21 protein-coding genes and 1 tRNA gene are annotated in these 26,187 nt (G+C 66.3%); 9 read left to right on the top strand and 13 right to left on the bottom strand.

Annotated features, from left to right (window positions below):
- Nucleotides 1-12 precede the first annotated feature (12 nt).
- Nucleotides 13-2,592, top strand: coding sequence for an aminopeptidase N (gene pepN / locus ACIBCN_RS37455; protein ID WP_396996756.1), 2,580 nt, complete (start codon nt 13-15; stop codon nt 2,590-2,592).
- A gap of 110 nt (nt 2,593-2,702) precedes the next feature.
- On the opposite strand, the gene ACIBCN_RS37450 is transcribed toward pepN, so the two are convergent.
- The 5 genes from ACIBCN_RS37450 to ACIBCN_RS37430 all read right to left on the bottom strand — a co-directional run bounded on the left by ACIBCN_RS37450 (nt 2,703) and on the right by ACIBCN_RS37430 (nt 6,637).
- Complete coding sequence (locus ACIBCN_RS37450) at nt 2,703-3,497, bottom strand: NAD(P)H-binding protein (protein WP_396996754.1); 795 nt, start codon at nt 3,495-3,497, stop codon at nt 2,703-2,705.
- Between the two features lie 174 nt (nt 3,498-3,671).
- Entirely contained in the window at nt 3,672-4,136 is a 465-nt protein-coding gene (locus ACIBCN_RS37445; RefSeq protein WP_396996752.1) for a DUF5130 domain-containing protein, read from the bottom strand.
- A complete protein-coding gene (locus ACIBCN_RS37440) occupies nt 4,123-4,404 on the bottom strand; it encodes a hypothetical protein (protein WP_396996751.1) in 282 nt (93 codons plus the stop codon). The genes ACIBCN_RS37445 and ACIBCN_RS37440 overlap by 14 nt, the downstream gene beginning before the upstream one ends.
- A 68-nt stretch (nt 4,405-4,472) precedes the next feature.
- Nucleotides 4,473-6,074: a glycoside hydrolase family 13 protein gene (locus tag ACIBCN_RS37435; RefSeq protein ID WP_396996750.1), complete on the bottom strand. Its 1,602-nt coding sequence runs from the start codon at nt 6,072-6,074 to the stop codon at nt 4,473-4,475.
- 134 nt (nt 6,075-6,208) lie between these two features.
- On the bottom strand, nt 6,209-6,637 hold the full coding sequence (locus tag ACIBCN_RS37430) for a globin (RefSeq protein WP_396996749.1): 429 nt from the start codon (nt 6,635-6,637) through the stop codon (nt 6,209-6,211).
- 232 nt (nt 6,638-6,869) lie between these two features.
- Between ACIBCN_RS37430 and ACIBCN_RS37425 the strand changes: the two genes are divergently transcribed.
- Nucleotides 6,870-7,574 (top strand): HNH endonuclease, encoded by a 705-nt coding sequence (locus ACIBCN_RS37425; RefSeq protein WP_396996747.1) that lies wholly within the window; start codon nt 6,870-6,872, stop codon nt 7,572-7,574.
- Between the two features lie 6 nt (nt 7,575-7,580).
- Here the strand turns inward: ACIBCN_RS37425 and ACIBCN_RS37420 are convergent, their stop codons facing one another.
- Nucleotides 7,581-8,150, bottom strand: a complete 570-nt coding sequence (locus tag ACIBCN_RS37420) for a helix-turn-helix domain-containing protein (protein WP_396996745.1) — start codon at nt 8,148-8,150, stop codon at nt 7,581-7,583.
- Between the two features lie 70 nt (nt 8,151-8,220).
- Here ACIBCN_RS37420 and ACIBCN_RS37415 point away from each other — a divergent pair, with 70 nt between their 5' ends.
- A complete protein-coding gene (locus ACIBCN_RS37415) occupies nt 8,221-8,970 on the top strand; it encodes an AzlC family ABC transporter permease (protein WP_396996744.1) in 750 nt (249 codons plus the stop codon).
- Nucleotides 8,967-9,278, top strand: coding sequence for an AzlD domain-containing protein (locus ACIBCN_RS37410; RefSeq protein WP_396996742.1), 312 nt, complete (start codon nt 8,967-8,969; stop codon nt 9,276-9,278). Before ACIBCN_RS37415 ends, ACIBCN_RS37410 begins: the two co-directional genes overlap by 4 nt.
- A 25-nt stretch (nt 9,279-9,303) precedes the next feature.
- Here the strand turns inward: ACIBCN_RS37410 and ACIBCN_RS37405 are convergent, their stop codons facing one another.
- The 7 genes from ACIBCN_RS37405 to ACIBCN_RS37375 form a co-directional block, all read right to left on the bottom strand.
- Nucleotides 9,304-9,969: a hypothetical protein gene (locus ACIBCN_RS37405; protein ID WP_396996741.1), complete on the bottom strand. Its 666-nt coding sequence runs from the start codon at nt 9,967-9,969 to the stop codon at nt 9,304-9,306.
- 43 nt (nt 9,970-10,012) lie between these two features.
- Nucleotides 10,013-10,468, bottom strand: coding sequence for an acyl-CoA thioesterase (locus ACIBCN_RS37400; protein WP_396996888.1), 456 nt, complete (start codon nt 10,466-10,468; stop codon nt 10,013-10,015).
- An 8-nt stretch (nt 10,469-10,476) separates the two neighbouring features.
- Complete coding sequence (locus ACIBCN_RS37395; RefSeq protein ID WP_396996740.1) at nt 10,477-15,426, bottom strand: NAD-glutamate dehydrogenase; 4,950 nt, start codon at nt 15,424-15,426, stop codon at nt 10,477-10,479.
- A gap of 495 nt (nt 15,427-15,921) precedes the next feature.
- On the bottom strand, nt 15,922-17,598 hold the full coding sequence (ettA, locus tag ACIBCN_RS37390) for an energy-dependent translational throttle protein EttA (protein WP_396967879.1): 1,677 nt from the start codon (nt 17,596-17,598) through the stop codon (nt 15,922-15,924).
- 85 nt (nt 17,599-17,683) lie between these two features.
- Nucleotides 17,684-18,175: a single-stranded DNA-binding protein gene (locus tag ACIBCN_RS37385; protein ID WP_396996738.1), complete on the bottom strand. Its 492-nt coding sequence runs from the start codon at nt 18,173-18,175 to the stop codon at nt 17,684-17,686.
- A gap of 188 nt (nt 18,176-18,363) precedes the next feature.
- Nucleotides 18,364-19,332, bottom strand: coding sequence for a serine/threonine dehydratase (locus tag ACIBCN_RS37380; protein WP_396996736.1), 969 nt, complete (start codon nt 19,330-19,332; stop codon nt 18,364-18,366).
- 69 nt (nt 19,333-19,401) lie between these two features.
- Nucleotides 19,402-21,435, bottom strand: coding sequence for a cytochrome c oxidase assembly protein (locus ACIBCN_RS37375; RefSeq protein WP_396996735.1), 2,034 nt, complete (start codon nt 21,433-21,435; stop codon nt 19,402-19,404).
- Between the two features lie 82 nt (nt 21,436-21,517).
- On the opposite strand from ACIBCN_RS37375, the gene ACIBCN_RS37370 reads away from it, so the two are divergent.
- The 5 genes from ACIBCN_RS37370 (at nt 21,518) to ACIBCN_RS37350 (ending at nt 26,168) form a co-directional block, all read left to right on the top strand.
- The gene (locus tag ACIBCN_RS37370) at nt 21,518-21,904 is read left to right on the top strand and encodes a DUF4345 family protein (RefSeq protein ID WP_396996733.1); all 387 of its coding nucleotides are present in this window, start codon (nt 21,518-21,520) and stop codon (nt 21,902-21,904) included.
- Between the two features lie 69 nt (nt 21,905-21,973).
- Nucleotides 21,974-22,047 (top strand) — tRNA-Arg (locus tag ACIBCN_RS37365).
- A 1,448-nt stretch (nt 22,048-23,495) separates the two neighbouring features.
- Nucleotides 23,496-24,506 (top strand): ParB/RepB/Spo0J family partition protein, encoded by a 1,011-nt coding sequence (locus ACIBCN_RS37360; RefSeq protein WP_396996731.1) that lies wholly within the window; start codon nt 23,496-23,498, stop codon nt 24,504-24,506.
- A 202-nt stretch (nt 24,507-24,708) separates the two neighbouring features.
- On the top strand, nt 24,709-24,837 hold the full coding sequence (locus ACIBCN_RS37355) for a hypothetical protein (RefSeq protein ID WP_396996729.1): 129 nt from the start codon (nt 24,709-24,711) through the stop codon (nt 24,835-24,837).
- Nucleotides 24,838-24,923: 86 nt separating this feature from the next.
- On the top strand, nt 24,924-26,168 hold the full coding sequence (locus tag ACIBCN_RS37350) for an MFS transporter (RefSeq protein WP_396996728.1): 1,245 nt from the start codon (nt 24,924-24,926) through the stop codon (nt 26,166-26,168).
- Nucleotides 26,169-26,187: the final 19 nt, after the last annotated feature.

Below are 26,187 nucleotides of genomic sequence, written 5' to 3'. Positions count from 1 at the left end.
CGAAGGAGCCTTATGTCCGCACCGAACCTGACTCGCGACCAGGCGATCGAACGCGCGTCGACAGTGACCGTCGATAACTACCGCATCGACCTCGACCTGACCGATGGTGCCGGCAAACCGGGCGAGCAGACCTTCTTCTCCCGCAGCACGGTCACCTTCACCGCGACGCCGGGCGCGAGCACCTTCATCGATCTGGTGGCTCGTGGCGTGCGGTCGGCGGTCCTCAACGGCACCGCGCTCGACGTCTCCGGCTACGACGAGTCCACCGGGATCGCGCTGCCCGGCCTGGCCGCGACCAACGAGCTGGTCGTCGAGGCCGACTGCGAGTACTCGCACACCGGCGAGGGACTGCACCGCTTCGTGGACCCGACCGACGACTCGGTCTACCTGTACTCGCAGTTCGAAACCGCCGATGCCAAGCGGATGTTCGCCTGCTTCGATCAGCCGGACCTGAAGGCCACCTTCGACATCAGCGTGACGGCCGCGCCCGAGTGGCAGGTCATTTCCAACAGCGCGGTGGTGGAAACCCTTGCCGCGGAACCGGGTAAGCACGTCTTCCGCAGCACGCCCAAGATGAGCACCTATCTGGTGGCGCTCATCGCGGGCCCGTACGCGCGGTGGACCGACGTCTACACCGACGAGCACGGCAGCATCCCGCTCGGCATCTATTGCCGCGCTTCGCTTGCCGAGCACATGGACGCCGAGCGGCTGTTCACCGAAACCAAGCAGGGATTCGGCTTCTACCACAACAAGTTCGGCGTGCCGTACGCGTTCGGCAAGTACGACCAGCTGTTCGTGCCGGAGTTCAACGCGGGCGCGATGGAGAACGCGGGGGCGGTAACTTACCTGGAGGACTACGTCTTCCGGTCCAAGGTGACCCGCGCGTCCTACGAGCGTCGCGCCGAGACCGTGCTGCACGAGATGGCGCACATGTGGTTCGGCGACCTGGTCACCATGAAGTGGTGGGACGACCTGTGGCTGAACGAGTCGTTCGCCACCTTCGCGTCCGTGCTGTGCCAGGCCGAGGCGACCGAATACACCAGTGCCTGGACCACTTTCGCGAACGCGGAGAAGTCCTGGGCGTACCAGCAGGACCAGCTGCCCTCCACTCACCCGATCGCGGCGGACATTCCCGACCTGGCCGCGGTCGAGGTGAACTTCGACGGCATCACCTACGCCAAGGGTGCGAGCGTGCTCAAGCAGCTCGTCGCCTATGTGGGCCTGGAGCCGTTCCTGGCCGGTCTGCGCGCCTACTTCGCCGACCACGCCTACGGCAACGCGACCTTCGACGATCTGCTCGCGGCGCTCGAAAAGTCCTCCGGCCGTGACCTTTCCGGCTGGGGCACGCAGTGGCTCAAGACCACCGGCCTGAACACCCTGCGGCCGGACTTCACGGTCGACGACGAGGGCAAGTTCAGCTCGTTCGCCGTGGTCCAGGGCGGCGCCGAGCCCGGCGCGGGTGAGCGTCGCGTCCATCGGCTCGCCATCGGCGTTTACGACGACCAGGACGGAAAGCTGGTGCGCACCAAGCGCGTCGAGCTCGACGTCGAGGCCGCCGAGCGCACCGAGGTTGCCGAGCTGGTCGGTGTCGCGCGCGGGAAGTTCGTGCTGATCAACGATGACGACCTGACCTACTGCTCGGTGCGCCTGGACGCCGACTCGCTCGACGTGCTCGTCAACCGGATCGCCGATATCGCCGAGCCTCTGCCACGCACCCTCGCCTGGTCGGCGGCCTGGGAGATGACCCGCCAGGCCGAATTCCGGGCCCGTGATTTCCTCGCGCTGGTGCAGAGCGGCGTCGGCGCGGAATCGGAAATCGGTGTGGTGCAACGGCTGCTGATGCAGGCGAACCTCGCGCTGCGCAGCTACGCCGACCCGGAGTGGGCGGCGAGCACCGGCTGGACCGTATACGCGGACCGGCTGCTGGAGCTGGCCCGCGAAGCCGAGGCGGGCTCGGACCACCAGTTGGCCTTCGTCAACGCGCTCACCGGCGCCAAGCTGTCCGCCTGGCACACCGAGGTGCTGCGCGAGCTGCTCGACGGCGACCCGGGCAAGGTCGGGCTGGACGGGCTGGTGATCGACGCCGATCTGCGCTGGCGTCTCGTGATCGCGCTGGCCGCGGCGGGCGAGATCGACGCCGACGGCATCGATACTCCGTTCATCGATCAGGAGCTGGCCAAGGATCCGACCGCGGCGGGCAGGCGGCATGCCGCGACCGCGGCGACGGCCCGTCCGCAGGCCGAGGTGAAGGAACAGGCCTGGGCCAAGGTAATCGGCGACGACTCGATCTCCAACATCACCACTCGCGCGATCATCGCGGGCTTCGCCCCGGCCGGTCAGAGCGAGCTGCTGGCGTCGTACGTCGATCGCTACTTCGCGGACGTTCCCAGCGTGTGGGAGCGTCGCTCCAGCGAGGTGGCGCAGACCGTGGTCGTCGGGCTCTACCCGGGATGGGCGATCAGTGACGACGCGGTCGCCAGCGCCGACACGTTCCTCGGCGGAGATCACCCGCCGGCCTTGCGCCGCTTGGTGATCGAGGGCAAGGCGGGCGTCGAACGCGCCCTCCGCGCACGGGCGCACGACGGGAAGTAACCACCGGCCCAAGACCCGATCGAAGGCGACCTTCATCCCCGGGGACGGGGCGAAGGTCGCCTTCGGTCATGTCTGCGGTACGGGAGGTCAGCGGCGCCGGTACTGCGGGATCAGCGGAACCTGTCGGTATTCGCTGCGGCCCATTGGGCGAAGGTGGTGGCGGGGGCGCCGGTGAGGTCGGCGATGGTGGTGGTCGGCTCGGGATGCCAGCCGACCATCGAACCGGTGATTTCCACATACCATTCGGCGGTGTTCATGGTCCGCGCGAAGATCTGGACCGCCTCGTCGGGCGGCACCTGCCGGACGGTGAGGGTGCGGCCGAGCGCGGTGCCGATTTGCTGGATGCGATCGGCCCTGGTGAGTACTTCCGGGCCGGTCAGCTCGTAGGTCTGGCCGCTATGGCCCTCGGAGAGCAGGACTTTCGCGGCGACGCGGGCGATGTCGTCCATCGCGATCGGCACGCTCTCGACCGCCGGGTACGGGTCGCGGATCTCGTCGGACGCGCGGATCTGCTCGGCCCAGACCGTGGCGTTCTCCAGGAAATCACCGGCGAACAGGTGGGTCCAGTCGCGCCCGGAGCCCTCGACCGCCTGCGCGATCGGCGTCCAATGCGCCTCGCCGGACAGATCGACGATGTGCTTGATGCCCGCCTGCTTCGCCAGCGAAACGACCTCGTCGATGGTCTCCAGCATCGGCGCGAGATACACCCGGTCCACGCCCTCGAACGCGACGGGCAGTGACGACACCCTGCCCAGGTAACCCTCGGCGATCTCGACGCCCGCGGGCAGCGCGGCCCGCGCCGGATTGTTCGTCAGTGCTCTGACATCGTCGGCTCCGCCCGCGAGCAGGTGGTCGACGACCATGCGGCCGATGTTCCCGGTGGCTCCTGTCACAAGAATTTTCACCCCACCACCGTGCGTCAGCCGCGCGAGCGGCGGTAACCCCCAAATGTGGTGCTAGCGAACAAAAAATTTTCCGCGTCTAGCCGGGTAGCTACCCACGAACGCCACCGGCGCGCTCACCGCAGGGGTGAGCGCGCCGGAAGCATTGCTCGTTACTCCGCCGCGACGGCGGCAGGGTCAGCGGCCGATCGCCGCGGCCATCACGCGGACGGCGGAAACCAGGCCGTCGATGAGCTGGCCCTGCCGGAACGAACTGGACGCGGCGGTGACGCCGAGCTGGCAGACCCGATCGTTCGCGCGGTCGGCGACCTCGCGGCCGGAACGCACCTCGATCGCCTTGTCGTTGGGCGAAACGGCGATGAGCACCGAACGCGTCGCCTCGGGCGTCGACGGGAAGATCGCGTCGGCACCGGCGGCCGGATCGGGGCCGAGATCGCCGATGTAGACGTTGAATCGCACCTTGGTCGCGCGGGTCGCCTCGGTCAGCACGTTGTCCATAGCGAGGCGCTCTTCATCGCTGAACGGGGCCTCCCTGAACACGTCGCCGGCCTCGTGCACGCCGGAGACGCGTCCGCTGGTGGTGACCACGTACCCGTGCGGCAGGTCGGATTCGACCACCGCGGGCCACTTAGAACTTGCCACTTGCCCGGCCTCCGATCAGCTCCGCCTGGGTGGCCTCGATCGCCGCATGATGCCCGTGCGACGCGTCGGCCGAATTGTGATGACCGGTCGAGGTCACCTCGTCGGTCGCACTCCACAGCACCGGCTCCGCCGTCCACTGCTGACCGAGGTCGTAGTGGGCGGGCTTCGCACCGGCGAGCGGCTTACCGAGATACGTCAATCCGGCGATCGCGCCGTATATCACCAGCGGGATGCCGAGGAAGACCAGCACAGTCTCGAGAATGCTCACGGTGCCACGGTAGACGATGCTGTGTAGTAGTTCGTCTTCTGGTCATGCTCGAGGTGGTTCGTGTCGAGTCAGACCAGCCAGGCGGCGGCGTTCGCAGGCAGTTGACCGCCCTCCAGCGGCGCGCTGGCCAGCAGCACATCGCCGGGTGGGAGCTGGGTCGGCGCCTTCGACGCGTTCAGGACGCAGACCAGTCCGCCCTCGCGGCGGAACGCGAGACAGCCGGGCGGGCTGCCGTACCACTCGACCCGGTCGCCGCTGAATTCCGGTCGCAGGCCACGCAATTCGATGGCCATCCGGTACAGCGAGAGAGTGGAGCCGAGCTCCTCGAGTTGCGCCTCGACGGTGTGACTTGCCCAGTCGGCGGGCATCGGCAGCCATGGCTTTCCGGTGGTGAAGCCGAACGGCGGCGCGGTGCCCTCCCACGGGATCGGCACCCGGCAGCCGTCGCGGCCGCGTTCGGTGTGGCCGGAGCGTTCCCAGGCCGGGTCCTGGAGCACCTCGTCGGGGAGGTCGTCCACGTTGGGCAGACCCAATTCCGCGCCGTTGTAGATGAATACCGAGCCCGGCAGTGCGAGCTCGAGCAGCATCATGGCGCGGGCCCGGTCCACGCCGACCGCGCCGCCACCGTAGCGGGTGACTTCGCGCTTGATGTCGTGGTTGGACAGGGTCCAGGTGGGTGCGGCGGCGACGGGCGCGACCGCGGCGAGGGAGTTGTCGATCGCCGCGCGCACGTCGTCGGCGTCGAAATCGGTTTGGGCCAGCCGGAAATTGAAGGCCAGGTGCAGTTCGTCGGGGCGCAGGTACTCGCCGAAGCGAACGTTGTCGTTGACCCACACCTCGCCGATCGACACCGCGTCGGGGTAGTCGTCGAGCACCTTGCGGATGCGGCGGTGGATCTCGTGCACGGCCGGGTTGTTGAAGCGCAGATCGTCGTCGTCATTGGCGAGCAGGGCGGACTTGACCACCGCCATGTCCGGCAGGCCCGCCGGTTTGGCCATGCCGTGCGCCACGTCCAGGCGGAATCCGTCGACGCCGCGATCGAGCCAGAATCGCAGTGTCTTCTCGAAATCGGCGGCGACCTCCGGGTTTTCCCAGTTCAGGTCGGGCTGCTCGGGGGCGAAGATGTGCAGATACCACTGGCCCGGGGTGCCGTCGGGCTCGGTGATCCTGGTCCAGGCGGGACCGCCGAAGATGCTCGGCCAGTTGTTCGGTGGTTCATCGCCGCCGGGGCCTCGGCCGTCACGGAAGAGATAGCGGGCGCGTTCCGGGCTGTCCGGACCGGCCTCCAGCGCTGCCAGGAACCAGCGGTGTTCGCTGCTGGTGTGGTTCGGCACCAGGTCCATCGTGATCTTGATCTGGCGGTAGTGCGCCTCGGCGATCAGCTCGTCCATCGCGGCGAGTCCGCCGAAGAGCGGGTCGATATCGCGCGGATCGGCCACGTCGTAGCCGCCGTCGGCCATCGGTGACGTCATCACCGGGCACACCCACAGCGCGTCGACGCCGAGCAGTTCGAGGTAGCCGAGCTTCTCGCGGACGCCCCCGAGGTCGCCGACTCCGTCGCCGTCGGAATCCGCGAAGGATCTTGGATAGACCTGGTAGAACACAGCCGACCGCCACCATGGTTGCGTGGTGCGATCCACCGGCACCAGTACGGCGGGTGTATCAGTCACATACGTAATAGTGCCAAAGTTTTGCGGCAAAAACCCTTAGGCGGAGCACCTATCTCAACTTCGGGCAAATTGCCAGCGTCCGATCGGACGCGCCGAAAACCCTCGCCTCGACTCGGGTCTCGGCGGAAACGCCCTCACCAGGGGGCGTTCATCAGCGAATTCGCCGCCATCTCCAGGTAGTCCAGCAAAGCCTTGCGATGCTCGTCATCGAGTAGCTCCGGCTCGATCTCCGCTACGGCGATTCGCATGCAACGCAACCACGCGTCGCGCTCCAGCGGACCGATGGTGAACGGGTTGTGCCGCATCCGCAGCCGAGGGTGGCCGCGCTCCTCGCCGTAGGTGCGCGGGCCGCCCCAATACTGTTCGAGGAACATGCGCAGCCTGCGCTCGGCCGGGCCGAGATCCTCCTCGGGGTACAGCGGGCGCAGCACCTCGTCGGTCGCTACCTCGCGGTAGAACGCCGCGACGATCCGCCGGAACGTGTCCGCCCCGCCGACCGCCTCGTAGAACGACGCTGTCGCCTGCTCTGCCGAAGCCGCTGCTGTCTGCTCGCCCGAAGTCATAGACCCTCTCGATTCGCTGGATGCGCCGCCGTCCATTGTGCCCGCGCTCGGCATCGACCGCCCCCAGCACGGTTTTCCAGGGCACTAAATCGCGGACCGGCGGCTCTTCAGCCACAGTTAACCGGACATTGTTGAAAATCACCGTGCAATAGCCGTCGTTCCATGGTCAACTGGGTGGCAATCTCTGCCGAGCTAACAGCATGATCCTGCCAATCATGAAATTGAGGTCCAGATGAAGCAGCGGCACAGCGCCAGGTCACACGAGGCGCGGACACACCGACAACTCCAGCCCGCCGACGTCCACAATCGTGGCTCGGGGGCTACTCCGCTGCATATCCTGTCCGATCATTATCCGGGCGCGCATCACGGTCATGCCGATCATGCGCACCGCTCAGCATCGCCGCCCAGTGAGACTCCGAGCTGGTTGAAGCGCCGGGTGCTGCTCTTGAACGCCACCTATGAGCCGCTTACCGCTCTGTCCGCGCGCCGCGCGATCGTCCTGCTCATCTGCGACAAAGCCGACACCGTCCATGGCGACGCCGAAGGCCCGGTTGTCCATTCCGCCGAAGCCGCCGTCGCCATTCCCTCGGTGATCCGCCTGCGCAGCTATGTCCATGTGCCGTATCGGGCCCGCGTTCCGATGACCCGCGCCGCCCTCATGCACCGCGACCGCTATCGCTGCGGATATTGCGGCGGCAAGGCGGAAACCATCGACCACGTCATCCCGCGCAGCCGCGGCGGGGAACACTCCTGGGAGAACTGCGTCGCCAGCTGTGCGCCGTGCAATCACCGCAAGGCGGACAAGATGCTCAGCGAGCTGGGCTGGAACCTGCGTTCACCGCTGGTGTCGCCGAAAGGGCCGCATTGGCGGCTGCTGTCCACGACGGCCGATCTGGATCCGGTGTGGTTGCAGTACCTCGGCGAAGGGGCCGCCTGACACAGGTCAGGTGTATTCGATCACCAAGGTTGCCCACGTTCCTGGCTCGATGGCCTCGAAGACGTGTGGGAGATCGCCCGGGTAGGTGATGTAGTCGCCTGGGTTCAGCTCGACGGGTTCGTCGATCAGGCCCACTTTCGCGCGGCCGCTCGCCAGTAGGACGTGCTCGAAGACGCCGGGGATGTGGGGTTCGGAGCGGCGGGCGTGGCCTGGTTCGGCGGTGATCCGGAAGAGGTCGCGGCGAGAGTTGGGTGGACTTGCGGCCAGCAGAGTCGCGCGGTAGTCGGATTCCGCGGCGGCGACGACCGGGCCCTCCCCCGCTCGGATCACCTGGACGGCGGGACGTGGTGGGTCGAGTAGGCCCGAGAAGGGCATGTCCAAGGCGACGCACAGGGCCCAGAGGGTTTCCAGGCTCGGGTTGCCGGTGCCCGATTCCAGTTGGGAGAGTGTGGATTTCGCGATGCCCGCGCGGTGCGCCACCTCGGTGAGCGAGAGGCCGGCGCGGGTACGTTCGCGGCGCAGTGCGGCGGCGATCACCGCTTGCGGTGTGCCCGCCGTCGAGTCCTGCTGTGCCACTTGCCCTCCCTCGCTTGGTTGACCACCGAGCCAGTTGACGGATCAGATCATTGCGTTCACTATAAGCTACATGCGTTCGATATGGCGAACACTCGGTCGGGATACGTTCTCCGGGATCGTGGCGGTGTGCCTGGCGGTGTTCGTCATTGGCATCTCCTACGGCGCGACCGCAGTCACCACCGGCCTGCCCGCGTGGCTGCCCATCGTGCTCGCCTTCGCGGTGCTCGCCGCGGGTGCGGAGTTTCTCTTCATCGGGATCATCGCGGCCGGCGGTAGCCCGATCGCCGCGTTGCTTGCCGCGCTGGTGGTCAATGCCCGGCATCTGCCGTACGGGTTGTCGGTGCCCGAGGCGGTCGGTACCGGGTGGCGGCGGTTTCTCGGCGTGCATCTGATGAACGACGAGTCGGTGGCGTTGTCACTGGCTCAACCCTCTCTTGATCGCAAACGAGCCGCCTACTGGGCGTGTGGATTTGGCGTTCTGCTCGCCTGGCCCGGGGGCGCCGCACTCGGAGTGCTGATCGGGACCTTCACGCCGGACACCGCAGCGTTCGGACTGGACGCGGTGTTCCCGGCGGTGCTGCTCGCGTTGATCATTCCGGCGTTGCGGGACCTCGCGACGTTACGCGCGGCCGCGGTCGGTGCCACGGTTGCGGTCGTCAGTGCGCCGTTCTTGCCTGCGGGAATGCCTGTGCTGGTTGCGCTTTCGGGGCTGCTCGCCGTTGGTCGGCATAAGCCGGAGAGTGACGTTTCACCGGAACCCGTTGCCCCACAGAATGTTACGAACCACAGTCGAGCCGCACACGAATCAGGTGCCGAATGATATTGGCCGCAAGCATTATCGCCCTCACCCTGGGCACCTACGCATTCCGCTGGTCCGGCCCAGCCCTACGCGACCGTATCCGCTTCCCCGCCCGCACGATTCGACTATTGGAAGTCGGCGCCGTCGTCCTGATAGCCGCATTGGTAGCCGTGACGACTCTGCCAACCGCCTCCGGCGAACTCGGATTCGCCCTCCCCGCAGGCGTTCTCGTCGCTGCAACCCTAGCCTGGCGCAAACAACCCATCCTCGTAGTAATCCTCGCCGCCGCCGCAACCACCGCCCTCCTACGCCTCCTCGGCCTCCCCTAACCGACCGCTGACAGGGATCTTGTCGTTAGCTTGGGGAGAGGGTGATGCTGCCGGCGCGGCGGCGGGCTACCGAGCCGTAGCGGGCGTCGATGCGGAGCCAGGTGTTGGTGGCGCGGACGCGGACTATTTCGGTGGGGAGGATGCGGCGCGAGTCGGCCTTGTCACCGGAATGGGGGATGAAATCCATTGCGGTGAGGGCGAAGACGACGCGCATGGGGACCTGCACCTGGGTGTCGGCGCCGGAGACGGTGAGCACGGTTTGGTCGAGCAGGGAGGCGGGTGGGCCGTGGCTGCTGCCGTGTTCCTTGGCCAATTGCGCGCCTTGTTCGGCGAGCTCGACGAGGGTACGGGCGGGCACGTCGTCGATGTGCGCGAAACCGTCCACCGGGGGTAGCGCGCCGCGCCACGCGGAATCCATCGAATAGCCGAGGTCGATGGGCAGGCCGGAGCCGAGCCCGGCCAGCACCATGTCGGCGCCGACGGTGACATCGTCGACGCCGAGCTCACCGACGACGGTGCGGACCGCGAGCGCCTCGAAACCCGTTGCCACCCAGGCCGAGACGTACTGCGGCCCGCGGCGGCGGATACGTACCACCGCCGCGGGGTCCAGCCGCACCGCCCGAATCAGGAACGTCGCGAGGTTCTCTCGCTCCGCCGGATCGGCCACGTGCAATACGCGTTGTTCTGCCATCACGGCTGTGCTGCCGTTCTCGACCAGCGACTACCGATGCGGATCAGTCCAGCCACTGGGCCAGATAGTCGCGTTCGGCATCGGTGAGCCTGCGCAAGCGCTGCGCGGACATGTCGAACGCGGCGATCTGGGTGGCGGCGGTCACCGCGGCGGGCGAGTCCGGTGCCGCACCAGCGGCCCGCACCTCATAGCCGATGGTGAAGTCGACCGCCCGCAGCTGTTGGATCCACATCGCGATGTCGAGCGGTGTGTCCTCATGCCTGAGCTGCCCGCGGTAACGCACCCGAAGGTCGGCCAGCACGCAGCCGGTCCCGAGGGCGGCGGTCGGACGGCCCGGCTCGAGCAGCCACGGGATGCGCGCCTCCTCCAGCAGGGTCACCATGCGGGCATGGTTCACATGCTGAAAAGCATCCATGTCCGACCATCTGACCTCGACCTGGGTGTGAAAACGCTTGGGCAGCACCACATTGCTACCCTGCGTCTTCCCGTTACCGTTCAACGAGCTCGTCAACGTGCTACCTCCGATTGGGCGCCCACCCCGCTCACCATGCTTCGCACCTGCCGCGCGGCAACCGACAGCGTGGCGAGATCGTGGGTTCCGGACTCGAACAACTCCGACAGTGCGGCCCGGGCACGCCCGAGCCGAGACTGGTTCTTCGACTCCCAGTATGCAATCTTCTCGTCCGCGCTCTCTTCCGGGTCGCCGGCGGAGAGCACATCGAGGGTCAGCGAGCGCAGCGACGAGTACATATCGTCGCGCAGCGCGAGCCGGGCCAGCGAGTGCCAGCGGTCGCCCCGTTCGAGGTGGCTGACCGCCTGCAGCAGCCAGTCGATCTTGAGGTGCTCGTTGAGCGCGTAGTACAGCGCGCCGACCTCGTCGCCGTCGCGGTCGGTGATGTCGGCGATGTCCACGATGTCGAGCAGCGGGAACAGGTTGAGCAGCCCGAACACCTCGGTGGCCAGGTCGGTCGGCGCACCGCGGGCGATGAGCTCGGCCGACTGATCGGTGAGCGTCGCGACGTGATGTCCGCGCAGCCAGCCCGGCACCTTCGGCGCCAGCGCCTGCACGTCCTGGCAGTACCGGTTGATCTCCGCGCCGACCGCGATCGGCTGCGGCCGGTTGCTCAGGAACCAGCGCGATGCCCGATCCAGCGTCCGCTTGGTTTCCAGTTCCAGCAGGTCACGCACCGCGGTGGCGGCGTCGGCCGCGCGGATCCGCGCCCACATCTCCGGCAGGCCGAAGATCTCGGTGGCCGCCGCGAACGCACGCACCGAGTCGGTGGGCGTCGCGCCGGTCTCCTCGCTCAACCGGTGCGCGTAGGTGATGCCGCCGTAGTCGACCATCTCGTTCACGATCATCGTGGTGAGGATTTCCCGGCGCAGCCGGTGCTTCTTGATCGCGGCACCGAACCGGTCCCGCAGCGGCGTCGGGAAGTAGTCGGGCAGCCGGGTGACGAAGAAGGGGCTGTCCGGCAGATCGGTGTCGAGCAGGTCGGCCTTGAGCGAAAGCTTCACGTGTGCCATGAGATTGGCGAGTTCCGGTGACGTGAGCCCCGCGCCCTCCTCCAGCATGCGCTTCAGCTCCGCGTCTGAGGGCAGTGCCTCCAGCTCGCGGTCGAGACCACGGCGCGTTTCCAGATCGTCGATGAGCCGCATGTGCACGTTCAGCATCTGCGGTGCGTCGGTGCGGGACATGCCCATCAGGAAGTTCTGCGCCACATTGTCGTCCAGCACCATTTGCGCGACCTCGTCGGTCATCGAGGCGAGCAGCGGGTTGCGTTCCGTCTCGGGCAGCTGGCCCGCGCTGACCACGCCGTCGAGCAGCACCTTGATGTTGACCTCGTGGTCGGAGCAGTCGACACCGGCCGAGTTGTCCAGGGCGTCGGTGTTCATCTTGCCGCCGCTGCGGCAGAACTCGATGCGGCCGAGCGCCGTCGCGCCCAGGTTGCCGCCCTCGCCGATCACCTTGACCCGCAACTGGTTTCCGTTGACCCGGACCGCGTCGTTGGACTTGTCGCCCACCTCGGCGTTCACCTCGGTGCTCGCCTTGATGTAGGTGCCGATGCCGCCGTTCCACAGCAGCTGAGCCGGCGCGAGCAGGATCGCGTGCACCAGCTCCGGCGGGGACAGCGATTCGACACCGTCGGCCAGCCCCAACGCCTTTCGGACCTGCGGGCTGATCGGAACCGACTTCACCGTGCGGTCGTAGACGCCGCCGCCTTTGCTGATGAGCGAGGCGTCGTAGTCCGCCCACGACGAGCGCGGCAGCTGGAACATCCGCTGCCGTTCGGCGTAGGACGCGGCGGTGTCCGGGTTCGGATCCAAGAAGATGTGCCGGTGGTCGAACGCCGCGAGCAGGCGGATGTGCTCGGACAGCAGCATGCCGTTGCCGAAGACATCACCGCTCATATCGCCGACGCCGACGACGGTGAAGTCCTGGGTCTGGGTATCGATGTCCATTTCCTGGAAGTGGCGCTTGACGCTCTCCCACGCACCCTTGGCGGTGATGCCCATCGCCTTGTGGTCGTAGCCCACCGAGCCGCCGGAGGCGAACGCGTCGCCGAGCCAGAAGCCGTAGCGCTTGGCCACATCGTTGGCGATATCGGAGAACGTCGCCGTGCCCTTGTCGGCGGCCACCACCAGATAGGTGTCGTCGCCGTCGCGGCGCACCACCCTGGCGGGCGGCACCACCTCGCCGGTCGCGCGATCCACATTGTCGGTGACATCGAGCAGGCCGGAAATGAAGGTGCGGTAGCAGTTGACGCCCTCGGCACCGAGCGCTTGACGATCCGCGACCGGATCACCGGTGGCGGCCGGCGGCTGCTTCACCACGAAGCCGCCCTTGGCGCCGACGGGGACGATCACCGCGTTCTTGACCGCCTGCGCCTTCACCAGACCGAGCACCTCGGTACGGAAGTCCTCCAAACGGTCGGACCAGCGCAACCCGCCACGGGCCACCGGACCGAACCGCAGGTGCACGCCCTCGACTCGCGGCGAGTACACGAAGATCTCGAATTGCGGCCTCGGCTTAGGCAATTCGCTGATCTCGCGGGGCTCCACCTTCACCGACACGTAGTCACGCGACATGCCCTCGGCGTCGGTGACGTAGTAGTTGGTGCGCAGCGTCGCCCTGATCAGGTTGAGGATGGCACGCAGGATGCGGTCGGCGTCGAGGCTGACCACGTCGTCGATCCGGCCACGCACCTGCACCTCGAGCTCGGCGGCATGGTCGGCCGAGACGGTGTCCGGGTCGAAGCGCGCCGCGAACAGGTCGACGAACAGCCGCGCCACATCCGGGTAGGTGAGCAGCACCCGGGAGATGTTGGCCTGGCTGTACGGAAAACCGGCCTGCTGCAAGTACTTCGCGTACATGCGCAGGATCGACACCGCGCGCCACGGCAGCCGCGCGCGCAGCACCAGCTCGTTGAGCGGGTCGGCTTCCGCGCGGCCGTACCAGGCCGCCTCGAAGGCCTCGGTGAACCGCTCGCGCAGCCCACGAACCTCCGCCTCCAGCACGGCCGCCCGCTTGGACGACTCGAGCAGCTCCGCGTCCAGATCCCGGTCGAGCGCGCTGCGCAGCAATTCGGGTCTGGCCAGCAGGCCGAAGTCGTAGATCCAGCGTTCGCCGCCGGTACTCGGGTCGCCGCCGGGCTGGGCCTCCAGCTCGAGCTGGTAAGGCCGCTCATCGACCACCTCGACACCGAGACTCTGCAGCACCGGCAGCACCTGGCTCAGCGAGATGCCGGGGCCGGCGACGTATAGCGAGAACCGCCAGGAACCAGGGTCGGAGGCGACGTTGCGGTACAGGTACTGATCGATGCCGCCGTCGCGCAGGTGCTCCAGGCGGACGATGTCGGCGAGCGCTCGGCCTGCCTCGAAGTCCTCCTTGTAGGCGTCGGGGAACGCCTCGGAGTAGCGCTGCACCACCGCGGGGTCGAGCATCGTCGAGGTGCTGACCTCGTCGTTGAGCAGGTCTTCCCAGGTCCGGCTCGCCTCGCCGAGCAGCGCCTGGATGCGCAGCCGGTTGGCCTCGGAGGTGTCCGCGGCCGGTGCCGCGTAGCGCGGCGCACCGTGCTCGGCCTCCGGCATGCGCACCGTGAAATACACACTGGCCAAGTCGCTTTCGCCGACCCTGGCGGAGTAATCGATGGAGACGCCACCCAATTCGCGGACCAGGATGTCCTGCATCTCCAGCCGCACCCTGGTGGTGTAGCGGTCCCGCGGCAGGTAGACCATGCACGCCACGAATCGGCCGTAACCGTCCGCGCGCAGGAACAGCCGCACCTGACGACGCAGCCCGATGTTCAAAACCGCAAGGGCGGTCCGGCGCATCGTCCCGGTGTCGGAAGAGAACAGCTCGGTGCGCGGGAAGGATTGGATGACCTCGAGCATCGCCTGCCCGGAGAACGACTCCAGGTCGAATCCGCTCTCCTCGATCACCGCGCGCACCCGGCGCTCGATCACCGGGATGTCCAGCACGTTCTCGTGCACCGCGGTGACCGTGAAGACGCCGATGAACAGGTGCTCACCGACGATGGTGCCCGCGTCGTCGAAGTCGGCGACGCCGATGAAGTACGGGTACACCGAGCGATGCACGGTGGCGGGCACCAGACCCTGGGTCAGCATCAGCAGCGGCCGGTCGGCGGCGTTGATCGGCACCCGGAAATCGGTGCCGACGTCGGGCCGGAGCACGCCGAGACAGGTACCCGGCATCGGGTTGGACGACTCCCGCCCCTGCTCGGCACTCAGCTGGTAGCGGGCATAGCCGAGCACGGTGAAGTTGCCGCTGGCCAGCCAGCGCAGCAGGTTCGCGGTGTCCACCAGATCGGTGTCGGCGAACGGCGCGGTGCCCGACTTCGCGGCCAGCTCCAGATCGTCGGCCAACTTGCTCTGCACGTCCTTGATGGCCTCGGTGTCACCGATGACCTGACGTACGTCGGCAACAACATTCGGCATCGCGGCTTCGATCCGGCTCAGCAGCGCCCGACTGGTGGACGGGTGCAGTTGCAGGTGCATCCACGACTCGCGCAGCGCGGTCGCGCCGTTGGTGCCGTCGACTTCGTGCGGTGCGGCGTGCTGCAGCAGTCCGTCCGCATCGCGATCCACCTCGAAGATCGGGTGGATCACTTCGCTCACGCTGACACCGAGCCGGGTCAGCGATGAGGTGATTGATTCGACAAGTAGCGGCATGTCATCGGTGACCAGCTGTACCGCCGCGCCGAGGCCGGAGCCGTCGTCGGGGTGATACACCCGGACCAGGGCCCGGCCCGCCGGGCGGTGCATGGCCAACTCCATGTGCCGCCGGAAGATTTGAGTGATGCCGGTGATCGCGCAGTCCACATCGCCAGCGTCGACGTGGCGGAAATACGCCTCCTCGAGGGTCGCCAGTTCGCCGCGCAGTACCTGCGGCAAACTCGCGGCCCACGCCGCACTGGACAATTCGGACGAGACCGTCATTTTTTCGCCAACTCCTCGGATTCGGTTCCGTGACAAAGCGACGCCGGTCCGAGAGTAGCTGTGCGTGGAAGACGAGGGGGTGAAATCCCTTCCAATCCTGGGGTGTTCACCATCACGGCAACATTCGCCACGCGATTGCCCAGCTCGGATAAATGTTCTCGGCACAGCATCGTTCGGACTCACGAACGTCAGGTGTGCGCGACAGGATCTTTCTGCGGCGGCAGCGGGGCCGAAGCACCTCGGTTCAGCTCGGCCACCAGGTCGACGGTGGGGACCGCCGATTGCTCGAACTGTACCTGCGCATTCACGTGTCCCACAGTAGCGAGATTCGTGGACGCCGTGGGCGCCGGTCCAGTGCCGTTGTGCCGGATACGAGACATAACGGACGTACGGTATTGCGGCGAGCGCCGGGACCGAGTCGTGACGTCGTGTTCGACGCCTGCGACTCGATCCCGGATCAAGTCCGCAACCGACGGGCTCTAGCCCGTCATCGGATCAGTCGCGGGTCAGCTTGCGGTGCGTAACCCGGTGCGGGCGAGCGGCTTCCAGGCCGAGGCGCTCGATCTTGTTGGCCTCGTAGGCCTCGAAGTTGCCCTCGAACCAGAACCACTTGGCGTCGTTGTCGGAGTCGCCCTCCCACGCCAGGATGTGCGTGCAGGTGCGGTCGAGGAACCAGCGATCGTGGGAGATCACCACGGCGCAGCCGGGGAACTGCTCCAGCGCGTTCTCCAGCGAACCGAGGGTCTCCACGTCGAGGTCGTTGGTCGGCTCGTCGAGCAGGATCAGGTTGCCGCCCTGCTTGAGGGTGAGCGCCAGGTTCAGCCGGTTGCGCTCACCACCGGAGAGCACCCCGGCCGGCTTCTGCTGATCCGGGCCCTTGAAGCCGAACGCGCTGACGTAGGCGCGCGACGGCATTTCCTGATTGCCGACCTGGATGAAGTCGAGCCCTTCGGACACCACCTGCCAGACGTTCTTCTTCGGGTCGATGCCGGACCGGTTCTGGTCGACATAGCTCAGCTTGACCGTCTCGCCGACCTTCACCTCGCCGCTGTCCGGCGCCTCGAGGCCGACAATGGTCTTGAACAGCGTGGTCTTACCCACACCGTTCGGGCCGATGACGCCGACAATGCCGTTGCGCGGCAAGGTGAACGAGAGATCCTTGATGAGCTGACGATCGCCGAAGCCCTTGTCCAGGTGCGCGACCTCGACCACCACGCTGCCGAGGCGCGGGCCCGCCGGAATCTGGATCTCCTCGAAATCCAACTTCCTGTGCTTGTCGGCCTCGGCCGCCATCTCCTCGTACCGGCCGAGGCGAGCCTTGTTCTTGGCCTGGCGAGCCTTGGCACCGGAACGCACCCAGGCCAGCTCGTCCTTGAGCCGCTTCTGCAGCTTCTGGTCCTTCTTGCCCTGGACCTCCAGTCGCTGTGCCTTCTTCTCCAGATAGGTGGAGTAGTTGCCCTCGTAGGGGTAGGCGCGGCCGCGGTCGAGTTCGAGGATCCACTCGGCGACGTTGTCCAGGAAGTACCGGTCGTGGGTGACCGCGAGCACGGCGCCCGCGTACGCGGCCAGGTGCTGCTCGAGCCAGAGCACACTCTCGGCGTCGAGGTGGTTGGTCGGTTCGTCGAGCAGCAGCAGATCGGGCTTGCTCAACAGCAGCTTGCACAGCGCGACGCGGCGACGCTCACCACCGGAGAGGTTGGTGACCGGCTCGTCCGGCGGCGGGCAGCGCAGTGCGTCCATGGCCTGCTCCAGCTGGGAGTCGACGTCCCACGCGTCGGCGTGGTCGAGGAACTCCTGCAGCTTGCCCATCTCGTCCATGAGCTCGTCGGAGTAGTCGGTGGCCATCAGCTCGGCGATCTCGTTGAAGCGATCCAGCTTCACCTTGACCTCGCCGAGGCCTTCCTCGACGTTGCCGCGGACCGTCTTCTCCTCGTTCAGCGCGGGCTCCTGCATCAGGATGCCGACCGTCGCGCCGGGCGCCAGGAACGCTTCGCCGTTGTTCGGCTGGTCCACGCCCGCCATGATCTTCAGCACGCTGGATTTACCGGCGCCGTTCGGGCCGACGACACCGATCTTGGCGCCGGGAAGGAAGTTCAGGAAGACATCGTCGAGTACGACTTTGTCACCATGCGCCTTGCGAACCTTCTTCATTGTGTAAATGAACTCAGCCATAAGGAGGAAGCCTATCGGTGTCGGAAACGGTGAGTTGAACCGGCGGATACCCCTCGCAGCGCGCGGCCAAAAGTGCGCGGCCTGGTCAGGCGTCGGCGTGCTCGGGGTGGGTCGTTCGGGGTGGCGCCGCAGAGGCGGCTGCGACATTCTCCCCCAGCCCGTCGCCTGCCGGCACCTGATGTTCAGCACTGAAGCGGTCCCCAGTATTCCGCATCTCCGACCACCTGGTCACCCGGGCGGTGCACCGACCGAGGTCGGGGCCGACGGCGCTGGCCCGCATCTCCAGGTCACGCCGTTCCACCCCGTCTCTACTGCGATATTCGTGCGAGCGCAGTTGGCCGTGCGCGATGATCGGATCGCCGCGCCGCAGCGATGCCTCCACGCCTGCCACCAGCCTGCGCCAGCAGCTCACGTTGAGGAACAGGGTGCCGTTGTCCACCCACTCCCCCGTGTTGTGGTCGAGTCGGCGCGAGTTGCTCGCCATCCGGAAGGTGAGTATCTGGTCGCCGTTCGGCAGCTCGCGCTTCAGTGGAGTGTTGACGATGGTGCCGATCACGGTCGCATTCGCCTCGTACATGATGACGCCCCTTCGCATTCGGCCCGTGGCGGTTGCCCGGAGACTTCCTCCCCGCGAGGAGGACTGCTCCAGCCTCACCGATGCGACGGTCGTTCGGGCGGCGCGATCCGAGAATGTGCACAACTTTCTCGAATGTGGATATCCAGTGCTTCTTTCGAGGTGGCCGGGCGTGCCTAACGCGAAAGTGGTTACAGCACCGAGAGATCGGTGTTCGCGCCGCACAGGACGATCACCGGGCGCTCGTCGGGCGCGGGAACGTAGACGCCGCTCTGCACCGCCGCCAGGGCGGCCGCACCGGCAAATTCCACCACGACGCGGAACTCGCGCCACAGATAGTCGCGGGCCGTCGCGATCGCGTCGTCGGTGACCAGCAGCGAACGCACCTGATACCGGCGCGCGATGTCCATGGCGATATCCCCGATCCTGGTGGCGCCCAAGGATTCCGCCGCGATGCTGGACACCCCGACCTCGACCGGCCGGTTCGCCGACAACGCGGCATTCAGGGTCGGGATACCTTCCGGCTCCACGCCGACCACCTGCTGGCGACGGCCGATCGCGGCCGCGATCCCCGCGACCAGACCGCCGCCGCCGACCGCGGCGAGCACCGACGGCCGCCCGCGCACCTGCTCCTCGATCTCCAGGCCGACCACGCCCGCGCCCGCGACGATGGCGGGCAGGTCGTAGGCGTGCAGCTGCAAAGCGTTGCGTTCCGCGGCGAGCTGGTCGGCGTAGCCGAGCGCCTCGGTGTAAGTCGTTCCGTGCCAGAGCACCTCGGCACCGTGCGACCACATCGCGGCGACCTTGGTGTGCGGCGCCGACTCCGGAACCACCACGGTGCACGACTTTCCGAGATGCGCGGCCGCCAGCGCGGCGGCGATCCCCGCGTTGCCGCCGGAGGCGATGACCACCTGGTCGGTGCCGTCCGGGGCCGCCAGCAGTGCGTTGAAGCTGCCGCGAACCTTGAAAGTGCCGCCGTACTGCAGGTATTCGAGTTTCATCGTGACCGGCACCGGACCGTTGGGCCCGACGACGGATGTATGGAAAACCGGCGTCTTGCGTATCCGCCCGGCCAGCCGCCTACGCGCGGCCCGCACATCGGATCGATAGATCCGATCGATCGGTCTGTGTTCGGAGAAGACTACGGACCGCTCGTTCACAACCACACCTTGACCAACTCGACTCCACCATGACCTGAGACTTCATGCCCGAAGGCATTGCGCCGTCACCTACTTATGTACCCCTCGGTCACGTTTGGCCAGCTCAGCGAACATCGCGTTGTGCGCGGAGAGGGCGGCGTCGTGGTCGCGGTCGGCGGCCCGATCGGTGCGCTGCGCCAGCTTGCGATCGCTGCGCGACCATTGGATGAGCAGCGCGAGCATCACCACCACCAACGGCACCTCGCCGCTCGCCCACGCCAGGCTACCGCCGGTGCGCTGGTCGCCGAGCAGGTCGCCGTTCCAGCCGAGGCCGAGGCCGCGGTAGAACCAGCCGCCGAGCACCGTGTTCATGCTCATCAGCGCGATGCCGAAGAAGGCGTGGAAGGGCAGCGAGCCGAACACCATGCCGAGCCTGGTCAGCGGTTCCACCTGACGCGGTTTGGGATCGATGCCGATGACGACCCAATAGAACAGGTAGCCGCTGAGCAGGAAGTGCGCGTTCATCATCAGGTGCGCGGCGTGCGAGTCCGCGTACGCGTCGAAGATCCCGCCCAGGTACAGCGCGTAGAACCCGCCGACGAAGATGACCGCCGCCACGATCGGCTGTGTCAGGAAACGCGACACCGGATTGTGCACGGCGGCAAGGATCCACTCGCGCGGTCCAGGCACGCCGGTCCGCCCGGCGGCAGGCAGCGCCCGCAGCGCCAGCGTCACCGCGCCGCCGAGCGCGAACAGGATCGGCGCCAGCATGGACAACGCCATGTGCGCGCCCATGTGCACGCTGAACATCGCGGGCGAATACCGTCCAACCCCGGACGACGTGGCGATCAGCAGCACCACGCAGCCGGACAGCCAGGCAATGGTCCGCCCGATCGGCCACGCGTCGCCGCGCACCCGCAGTCGGCGCACGCCGAGCAGATACAGCACCGCGAGCACGATCGCGAGCGTTCCGAAGGTCAGGTCGAAGCGCCAGTCGAACAGCAGCCGTGGCACATTCGGCGGGCCCGCCAGGTTGTAGCCGAGTTCGACCTCGGCGGGTGTCGGCACCGAGGTCGGCGGTGGTGGCGGGGTGCGGCCGAGGCCGACCGCGAGGCCCATGGTCGCCGCGAAGACCAGTACCTCGACCCCGGCGAATCGGATCAGCGCGCCACGGTCCTGCGGATTCGCGGCGAGCGCGGGCAGTGCGGCGCGCCGCTGCGCGAAGCCGATCAGGCCGAGCACGATCAGCGCGGCGGCCTTGGCGAGCACCAGCCTGCCGTAGGTGGTGGTGAACAGTTCGTCCCACGGTACACGGACCCAGGAGTTGATCACCCCGCTGACGCCGATGGTGACGAACGCGATGCTGGCGGTCAGCGAGAAACGCCGCGCGGCAAGGTCGGTGTGCGCGCCGCCGCGGCGCGCGTGCGCCAGTAGCGCGAACAGGCCGCCGACCCAGACCGCGGCCGAAACCAGGTGCAGGATCAGGCTGTTCGTCGCGAGGTCGTGCGCGCCGCCGGAGGACGAGTGCCCGGTCAGTGCGAGCGGCATCATCGTCACGATGGACGCGCCGAACAGCACCGGCGTCCAGCCCCAGCGCAACGCGACCCGGGCACCGACCGCGACGATCAGCGCGAACAGCACCGTCGTACGCCAGGCACCGGCCAGCTCGATCTGGTCGATGGCGCGCCACAGGGCTTCCGGGCGCAGGGTGTCCTTGACCGGCTGTCCGGTGGTGTCGGACACCGTCAGCGGAATGAGCAGCGCCGCGCAGCAGGCCCAGATGAGCGCGAAATTGGAGGCGCGGCGCACCGCCCGATACCCGCCGACATCGAGCAGCCCGTTCGCTTGCGGCGGGACCAGGAACGCGGCGAACAACAGCGAACCGACCGTCAGCGCCGCCGACAGATCGGCGAGCGCGCGCACCGCGGGCAGGCCGTAGGTGGTCAGCGAACCGGGATCGGGGATGCCGAGCAGACTCAACGCCTGCGCCGCGGAAAGCCCGACCACCAGCGCGGCAACGACCGCCGCGATCGCGCCGGTCAGGGCGATCAGCGCAGCGTATGTCGCCGCCGTCCGGGTGACCTCCAGATCAGGTGAAGCGGACGGGTCCTGCGCTGACGACATACGACTGAGCGTAGTTCGATTGTTATCGCGTGGCCGCGTCGGGTTTGGGCCGATAGGGTGGTCGGCGGATCACGGAGGTGCAATGTCGATCGTGTCGATCGTGTTGATTGCCTTGGTGGCGTTGTTCTTCGCCGCCATGGGCGTCTACGGGCTGTTGCGGCCCAGCCAACTCGTCGACCCGCTCGGGCTGCTCGCTGATCGTGCGGATGCCCGCGCCGAGGTGCGAGCCGTCTACGGCGGTTTCGGAATCGCGATCGCGGTGGTCCTCGGGTTGGCCGCCGCCGACGTCGGTGACCTGAGATTCGGGACCTGTGTGGCGGTCGCCGCCGCGCTCGGCGGCATGGCGCTCGGCCGGATCTGGTCGGGCTTCGTGGAAAGCCCCTCCGCCTTCTTCCCCGTTTGGTTCTACCTGGTGCTCGAGGTGATCATGGCCGCAATGCTCGTACTCGCGGTCACGTTGGCCCCTTAGCCATCTGGTCGGTCGCTACAATTGGCGCGCTGGACAGCACGACCAATGTCGGTCATGGTGGAACCCACTGCCTCCGTAGCTCAGTTGGATAGAGCAAGGGCCTTCTAATCCCTAGGTCGCAGGTTCGATTCCTGCCGGGGGCGCATAACCCAGCACGGGCCGTATGGCAAATATGGCGCCTTACCAGGCGCTTTCCTCCCACGAGGAACTCGCCATATGGCCCGTTCTGGGGCCTTATGGCATCCAATGTGAAGAGTAAATGGAGAGCCGTAATGGCAGGTTATGGCTCATCTGTAGCTGGCAGGCCGTATCACCCCAGTCGGATTCGGCCGCGGCGCGGCCCTGACTGCAACGTCTACCTCTCCGTACCCGCGTGATTCCCGCGACAAACCTCCCGGTCGCCCCAACCGGCGTGTCGTGCATGCAACACGCCGACAAATTTTTCCGCCGGTTATCAGTTGGCAAACCTTGTTAAAGCGGTCCTTCGCCACGGCGGTGCCGTATCGGCGCGCCCTACTGAGGGACAGGGGTTCAGCTCGGCAGCGGGACACACGCGCTAAACACACGAATCGACCTGTGGGTCTGGAGATGCAGTGTTCTTGCTTCCCAGGATCGGCGAACGCCTCGGGTCAGAGGCGCCGGCAAAGGACCACTTGAGTGCCGGAATACAGAGCCTCGACCACGATTCGCTCGGTTGTGTGCCCGCATTCCGGTGAAGTCACAAGCGAACTCACCGATGATGAACCCGTGTCGTATGCCAACAACCGGGTGAACTCGCGTGGTTTGCGCGGAATCCAGCCACCGGCCCACCTCACGAGATCGACTCACTCCGCACGCGGCCTACTTGTCATGCTCGGTTCGACGCCATCTCCGAAGGTTGTTGGGTTCAACGCGAAAGCGCAGAGCTTGGGCATGATCGGAACCGACGACCCCGGTATCGGATCCGGAGGTTTTACTCCGGAAACTGTACGCAATTGCATTGGTGCTCAACCGGTTCGGCTCGCAAGATCGACTCTGCCGAGGGCCCTTTCATGCGACATATGTCCGATACTGGGCTTCCGGGTGCGCCGCCCATCTGCCTTACGGGCCGACACAACCGGCATCGCCGCGGTACCGGACCAGACGAGGCAGTTACCCGGCAGCAGCCAGGTGCCTGGGGCGCCGCGGGCACGCTATCTGTCCGATTAGCCAGCTAGGAAGACTCGCCCGTGTTCGGGCGCCGCGAACGTTCGTCGTGACTGCCGATCATGCCTGTCCTTTTGCCAAGGGGCTTGAAATATCCGGATCGGCGATTGTGGGTGCCACAGGTTTGCGGCACCGAAAACAAGGAGCCGGAACTCCCGCAACCCGAGTTCGAATATCGCGGGCAATTTCGTCGAGGCGACTACTGCGACCGCAGCGGTAACCTGGGAGCGACGATCCTGCTATCCATCGATCAACTGGTTGAGGCCCGCTGATCGGTCACACCTCGCGGCTCGAACTACTACGGATGGCGACAGCTCTATCACTGTCTGTTGACGTCGATCGACCGAGCCTGCGTCCGATCCGTTGAACCGTTTGCGGAGCTCGCGCGTATTGAACGACACACACTTTGCCGACGCTGAAACTGGAAGGTGAAATGGGTCTCGAAACTGACGGCGACTCGAATGTTGATGCGGATAGGTGGAATCACCTATCCGGGCCTTTCTCGATCGCGATAGAACAGTTGCAGATCGTCGGCTCACCGAGATCGGACGGCGAGGATCCGCAACATATTCGCCGGATCGCCGAGCTGGAAGAACCACTTCCGCCGATCGTCGTTCATCGGTCGACTATGCGGGTAATCGATGGCTTCCATCGATTACGAGCTGCGCGAGAACGTGGTGCCACGCACATCGAGGCGCTCTATTTCGACGGGGATGCGGACGATGCGTACATACTATCCGTCCGGGCAAATACAAGCCACGGCTTACCCCTGTCCGCGAGCGACCGGTCCGCAGCAGCAACTCGGATTATTGCCATGCATCCCGACTGGTCGGATCGAGCTATCGCCGCCTGCGCCGGACTTTCTACCAGAACGGTATCCACCATCAGATATCGTTCAACTGACATCGCGCCTCAGTTGAACACCAGGTTGGGCCGAGACGGCCGGACCCGGCCGCTGGACGGCGGCGAGGGCAGACGGCGTGCGGAAAGCTACATAAACAGCAATCCGAATGCCTCGCTGCGGGAGATCGCCAAGGCCGCGGGGATCTCACCGGCGACCGCCCGAGACGTGCGTGTTCGATTGCAGCGCGGCGAAGGTGCCGTATCGACCAAGCGTCCTCGGGAACAATCCGCCGACACGGTGGATCCGGTGAGTATCAGATCCTCGTCCGGTAGTCGTGGCCGGGCCGCGCACCTGCTGTTAAGGGATCCCTCGTTGCGCTCCAATGAGATGGGCAGAGCGCTGCTGCGGATGCTGCACGCACAGCCGATCGAGTCGAGCGAACGGGAACAGCTCATCGCCGGAATGCCCCCGCACTGCCTGGAAATGGTCGTCATGGCTGCGCGGGAGTGCGCGGATGCCTGGCACGATCTGGCCGCCAGGCTGAGCGATCGACACCACACCCGGAATCAGTGAACCCCGTGATCGCGCTTCGAATCTCGTTCATGCCGTCGTCGGATCCGGCCGCACGCGCGACACACGCCGCCGCATTCCATGGGACGACTCGAAATAATATGCCGATCGTGTTCAATGCATCGATCCAGATCGTTGACATACATATTCAGCACATGTTGTCATCTGAATCGTTCATTGCCGCCGAAAACGAAAGGAGTCGATAATGAACACAACCGAGAAGAAAGCGGAGAGCGTGGAGCCAGAATTCAAGCTGTCCGCGTCCGAGAGCGAACTGCTCGAGGAGTTCGGAGTACTGCTGGCCGCTGAATACACCTACGGCCTGTCTGCCTGAAATTTAGGGTAACCGAAAGCCTTGCCGCGGTGCATACCGCCGGCCGCTCCGCGGCAAGGCCTCGCCGATACAGAATGGCTTGAGAAATGAATTCGATCAGGGCAGTCATCCCGCGGAGCGCGGGGCTCAGAAGTGGCATTCCGGGTAATCGGGCGTTCGCCCTGATTTGGCTCGGTTTGGCCGTCTCGGTCATCGGGGACGCCTTTTACCGCGTCGCGCTGACACTCACCGTTGCGCACGCTGGGCCGTCGGGTTTGATCGGACTCGGTGTGGCATTGGCTCTCCCGACCGCGGTGATCGGACTATTCGCCGGTGTCCTTATCGATCGATCCGATCGGGTGCGGCTGCTCATCGGCACCGACCTGATCCGCTGCGCTATTGTTGCCGTGCTCGCCATCCTGCTCTTCGGCGGATCGACCTCATTGGCAGGCACGCTGCCGCTGGCGACTCTGCTCGCCTTCGTCAGCGTCGTTTTCACCCCTGCTCTCCAGACACTGCTGCCTGAATTGGCCCGAAACAACCGAGATCGCATCATTTCGATGGATGCCTGGATCCTCGGCGCTCTCAGCATCATCGGTGTCGTCGGCCCCGCGCTTGCCGGATTTTTGCTCCAATATGTCGACAGCGCGGTCCTGATGTTCATCGACGCGGCAACATTCGCATTCTCGGCAGTCATGATTTTCAGTGCCCGCATCCCCGCACCGATACCGTCCAGCGCGAGCGGCACCGGATCCACCTCCGGGCGGCTGCAGGCGATCGGCGAGGGCGTTCGTTTTCTGCTGAAACATCGCGTACTCGGGCCGTGCTTCCAGACCTTCCCTTTCATGGACTTCGCCTTCAACTCGATACCGTTCGTCCTGCCACTGCTGCTCGGCACCGACGGGTCCGCTCGGTACGGTGCTCAGCTGGCAGCGCTGGCGGTCGGGCGGGTCGTCGGCATGGCGGTACTGAACAAGACTCCGCTCAAACGCCATCGAGGCGCCGTACTTCGGGTGAACTTCCTCGCCCAGGGCACCGGAATCTTGCTCTTCGCCGGGTGCGCTACGTCGTGGATAGGGCTGATCCCGCTGGTGTTGACCGGAATCCCGGCGGGCGCCGCGCAGGTCGCGATGTCCTCCTATATCCAACTCGAAGTCGCGCCCGAGATGCGCGGCAGGGTCTTCACGGCTCTGATTTCCATGGTCACTTGGCTCGCGCCATTCGGCCCGATCGTCTTCGTGTCACTCGCCGGTGTTTCGAGCCCGACCCTGTCCTTTGCCGCGATCGCGGTTGTCCTCCTGGTCGGCGGCAGCCGTCTCCTGCTGTGCAGGCCATTGGCCGCCGTGGCATGACCATGAATGGAAAAGAACG

This window comes from Nocardia sp. NPDC051052, assembly GCF_044456045.1.
In the GTDB taxonomy this organism is placed as follows: domain Bacteria; phylum Actinomycetota; class Actinomycetes; order Mycobacteriales; family Mycobacteriaceae; genus Nocardia.
This window is presented reverse-complemented; position numbering and strand designations above follow the sequence as displayed.